This window comes from Paraclostridium sp., from assembly GCF_051657365.1.
GTDB lineage: Bacteria > Bacillota > Clostridia > Peptostreptococcales > Peptostreptococcaceae > Paraclostridium.
The window spans coordinates 1-4,399 of sequence record NZ_JBOFKN010000002.1 but is presented as its reverse complement, the minus strand read 5'-3'; the positions used below and the strand labels follow the sequence as shown (position 1 = coordinate 4,399).

Annotated in this window: 5 protein-coding genes; all 5 read left to right on the top strand. The window is 28.6% G+C overall.

What is annotated here, in order from left to right; genetic code table 11:
* Positions 1 to 173: 173 nt before the first annotated feature.
* Positions 174 to 1,181, top strand: a complete 1,008-nt coding sequence (locus tag ACRCYC_RS00085) for a peptidylprolyl isomerase (protein ID WP_438617157.1) — start codon at positions 174 to 176, stop codon at positions 1,179 to 1,181.
* Between the two features lie 85 nt (positions 1,182 to 1,266).
* Positions 1,267 to 1,614, top strand: a complete 348-nt coding sequence (locus ACRCYC_RS00080; protein ID WP_438617156.1) for a cupin domain-containing protein — start codon at positions 1,267 to 1,269, stop codon at positions 1,612 to 1,614.
* Between the two features lie 62 nt (positions 1,615 to 1,676).
* Entirely contained in the window at positions 1,677 to 2,333 is a 657-nt protein-coding gene (locus ACRCYC_RS00075) for an ABC transporter ATP-binding protein (protein ID WP_438617155.1), read from the top strand.
* A complete protein-coding gene (locus tag ACRCYC_RS00070; RefSeq protein ID WP_438617154.1) occupies positions 2,333 to 3,079 on the top strand; it encodes an ABC transporter permease in 747 nt (248 codons plus the stop codon). Before ACRCYC_RS00075 ends, ACRCYC_RS00070 begins: the two co-directional genes overlap by 1 nt.
* 131 nt (positions 3,080 to 3,210) lie before the next feature.
* A partial coding sequence (locus ACRCYC_RS00065; RefSeq protein WP_438617153.1) for an SH3 domain-containing protein occupies positions 3,211 to 4,399 on the top strand: 1,189 nt, incomplete at its 3' end.

Here is a 4,399-nt window from a genome sequence, read left to right as displayed (position 1 = left end):
TAGTTTAAAAAATGCTAAATGTAAATATAATTTTAAAAAAAATTATATTTGTCTATTTTCGTAATTTATTGTTAAAACTTAAAAAGTTAAAAAAAATTCTTTCATATAGAATTCATATTTATGATGTAAAGTATTTATTAGATTTAAAATTACAGGAGGTGCATAGTTAAACTATGGATAAAGAACAGGAAAAAAAGAATAAGAAAATAAATAAAAATGTAGTTATAGGTATCGTAGTATTGGCTGTAGGCGTAGGGGCTGCTTTTTATATAGGCAAACAACAGGGAAGAAATTTACCGGCTACAAGTAGACATTATAGTAATAATAAGGTTTTAGCTACTGTTGGAGATGTTAAAATAACAGAAAAAGATTTGAAAAGTAGAATGGAACCTTTATTTTATATGAATGGTAAAAATAAAATGCCAGATGAACAAATAGATGCATATGAAGAAAAGATGGTAGATTATCTTACAACAACAGAAATGTTATATCAAGAAGGTATTAAAAATAAAGTTAAAGTAGATCAAAAAACAATAGATGAGCAGTATACTTCTTTAATGGCAACTATAGCTCAAACTTTTGGAATCGATGAAGCAAATTACTTAAAAGAATTTAATTTAACTAAAGAAGAAGTTAAAAAGTCAATAGAAAAAGAAGCTATAGCAGAAAAATATATACAGAAAGAATCTCAAGTAAGTGATAAAGAAGTTGAAGAGTACTACAATAAACATAAAAAAGATCTAGGTGAAGTAAAAGCTTCTCATATATTAATAAAAAATGTAGATGAAAATGGTAAAAAGTTAGATGATGCAAAAATAAAAGAAAATAAAAAACTAGCTGAGAATGTATTGAAGAAAGCATTAGAAGGAGAAAATTTTGAAGATTTAGCAAAAAAATACTCTGAAGATACAAGTGCTGAAAATGGTGGAGACCTAGGTTTCTTTGGAAAAGGAGCTATGGTTGAAGAGTTTGAAAAAGCAGCATTTAGTTTAAATAAAGGCGAAATATATCCTGAAATTGTTGAAACACAATACGGATATCACATAATAAAGAAAACTGATGAAAAAGAAAAATCTTTAGAAGAAGTTAAAGAGTCATTAAAAGAACAATTAGTAGTAGAAAAACAAGATGCATTAATACAAAAACTAACTAAAGAATATAAAACGGAAATAAAAAAATAAATTTGTGAAAAATTTATATCTTCATATATGACTATGATTTATAAATGTGGTAAAATTATAGTAAGCATATAGGGGGGCGATTTAAATGATAAAAAGACCACAAGAATTAACTGTAAATAAGATTAAAAAGTTAAGAGATGGTAGAGGAACAACTACTATGTATCATTTAATTGAAGGTGAAGAATTAAAGGGAAAGGCTAAATTGATATCTAAATTAGTTTTAGAACCAGGTGCATCGATAGGCGTGCATGACCACACTACTGATTTTGAGGTATATTATATAATACAAGGTGAAGGTAGAGTTTTAGATAATGGCTTTATGCAACCTATCGGGTCAGGTGATGTGGTATATACTGCAGATGGACAATCTCATTATTTGGAGAACACTGGGAATGAAGAGTTAGAGCTTTTAGCAATTGTTATAAATGATTAAAAAGATGGGGAATCCCATCTTTTTATTTTTTTGTTATAAAAAATAGTGTATGGAGGTAAAAATTGGACATTTTAAATTTACAAAATATAAGTTATGAATCTGACTGTGAGAATATTTTAAATGAATTAAATTTAACTGTAAAAAAAGGAGATTGTATATCAATAGTAGGACCTTCTGGATCTGGAAAAAGCACATTGCTTAAACTATGTGCAGATTTAATTTCACCTACAGAGGGTGAGATTTTATACAACAATAAAAGGTATGCTGATTATAACCCTATAGAGCTTAGAAAAAAAATAAGTTATTGTATACAAATACCGTATCTATTTGGACGCACTGTATATGACAACTTAGCATATCCATTTAAATTAAGACAAGAAAATGTGGATAAGGATATATTAGTCAAGTTTTTGAAAAAATTGAATTTAAGTGAAGATTATTTAAATAAGAAGGTAGATTCTTTATCTGGTGGTGAAAAGCAAAGAATAGCGCTTATAAGAAATTTAATATTTAAACCAGATATATTACTTTTAGATGAAGTAACATCAGGACTAGATGATGATAATTCTAAAGTTGTAGAAGTTTTAATACAACTATTAAATAAAACTGGTGTTACTGTTTTATGGATAACACATGATATGAAGCAAAGTAAATCAATCTTTAATAAGAGGGTACATATACATCAAGGAAAAGTTATAAGAGAGGAAGTATTAAAATAATGGAAATTACATCATTGATTATAGCATCTACTTTAATAATAATACCAATTTTAATTTCATATAAAGAAAAGTTAGGGTTAGGAAAAGAAATAATAGTAAGTATGATTAGAGCTATCGTTCAATTGACATTAATTGGATATATATTAGATTTAATATTTGGGTTTAAAAGTGTATCTTTTACTGTTTTATTAGTTTTAATTATGATGGTTAATGCCTCATTAAATACTAAAAAAAGAGGTGAAGGAATTAAAAATGTAGTTTTTATTTCTTTTGTATCCATATTTATTGGAAGTAGTACGACTTTGACTGTGCTTATAATTTCAAAAGCTATAAGTTTTGTACCTAATGAGATTATACCTATTGCAGGTATGATTATAAGTAATAGTATGGTAGCTATATCCCTTACGTATAAAAATTTAAATGCTAATATTAAAAATAGAAAAAGTGAAATAGAAGTAAAACTATCATTAGGAGCAGATATAGGGGAAGCATCTAAAGATATTATAAGAGATTGCATAAAGACAGCTATAATACCATCTATAGATTCGGCTAAGACTCTTGGAATTGTTGCACTCCCAGGTATGATGACAGGACTTATACTAGGAGGAGCATCACCGATTGTTGCTATCAAATTTCAGATAATGGTTACATTTATGATATTATCATCTGTTTCTATTGCTATCATAATATCAACTTATATGTCTTATAAACATTTCTTCAATGAAAGAAAACAAATAAATTTATAATTGTTTAATTAATAATAACAATTATAATGGAAAAAGTTACAAAATTTTAACTATTTGTGTTTAATAACAATTTAAACTGTCGTATAATAAACTTAAATAGAATATATCAACAGAATGGGGGAATATGTGTGTTGAAGCGAAAAATAGCAATGGCCACTTTGGCATTAATACCATTGACAGCGACGAACGCATTTGCATCTAACCAAGAAGGTATAGTAACAGCAACATCACTGAATGTAAGAAGTGGGCCATCCACAGAACATTCGGTTGTGTTTTCTGTGAAGAAAAACGATAAAGTAACTATACTTCAAAGTGAAAATGGATGGTATAAAATAAGTGCGGCAAATGGAAAAGAAGGTTGGGCATCTAGTGAGTATATAAGCAAAAATATAGATGATAATGCTCAACTAAGTGACAAAAAGGTAGTTAATGCAGATTCTCTTAATATGAGAAGCGGAGCATCAACAAGTTATAGAGTAATAGCTAAGTTAAGTAAGGGAACAACGGTAGAGATAATATCAGAAAGCAATGGCTGGTCAAAAATTAAACATGATGGAAGAATAGGATATGTATCAAGTGAGTTTTTATCAAATATAGATGATAATAGTTCTAATGAAAAACCAATTCCGAATCCGAATCCTGGAGATACTTCAACAAAAACAAAAGTAGTAACGGCAACATCACTTAATGTAAGAAGTGGACCATCGACAAGTAATAGTGTAATAGGAAGTGTTGGATATAATCAAAAAGTAGAAGTAATATCAGAAATAAATGGATGGTCAAAAATTAAATACAATGGAAAAGAAGGATATGTATCAAGTGAGTATTTAAAAGATACTGATGGAGGAGGATCTGTAACGCCAGACCCAAACCCAACACCTAATCCAACAAAAACAAAAGTAGTAACAGCAACATCACTAAACGTAAGAAGTGGACCATCGACAAACAATAGTGTAATAGGAAGTTTAAAACTTAATGAAAAAGTAGAAGTAATATCAGAAAGTAATGGATGGTCAAAAGTAAAATATAACGGAAAAGAAGGATATGTATCAAGTACATATTTAAAAGATACTGATGGAGGAGGATCTGTAACGCCAGACCCAAACCCAACACCGGATCCAATAAAAACAAAAGTAGTAACAGCAACATCACTAAACGTAAGAAGTGGACCATCAACAAACAGTAGTGTAATAGGAAGTTTAAAACTTAATGAAAAAGTAGAAGTAATATCAGAAAGTAATGGATGGTCAAAAGTAAAATATAACGGAAAAGAAGGATACGTATCAAGTACATATTTAAAAGATACTGATGGAGGAGGAT

What these genes read in the sequence shown, in the direction of transcription:
- ACRCYC_RS00085 (WP_438617157.1), top strand. Translation starts at nt 174, where the DNA reads ATGGATAAAGAACAGGAAAAAAAGAATAAGAAAATAAATAAAAATGTA.
- ACRCYC_RS00080 (WP_438617156.1), top strand. Translation starts at nt 1,267, where the DNA reads ATGATAAAAAGACCACAAGAATTAACTGTAAATAAGATTAAAAAGTTA.
- ACRCYC_RS00070 (WP_438617154.1), top strand. Translation starts at nt 2,333, where the DNA reads ATGGAAATTACATCATTGATTATAGCATCTACTTTAATAATAATACCA.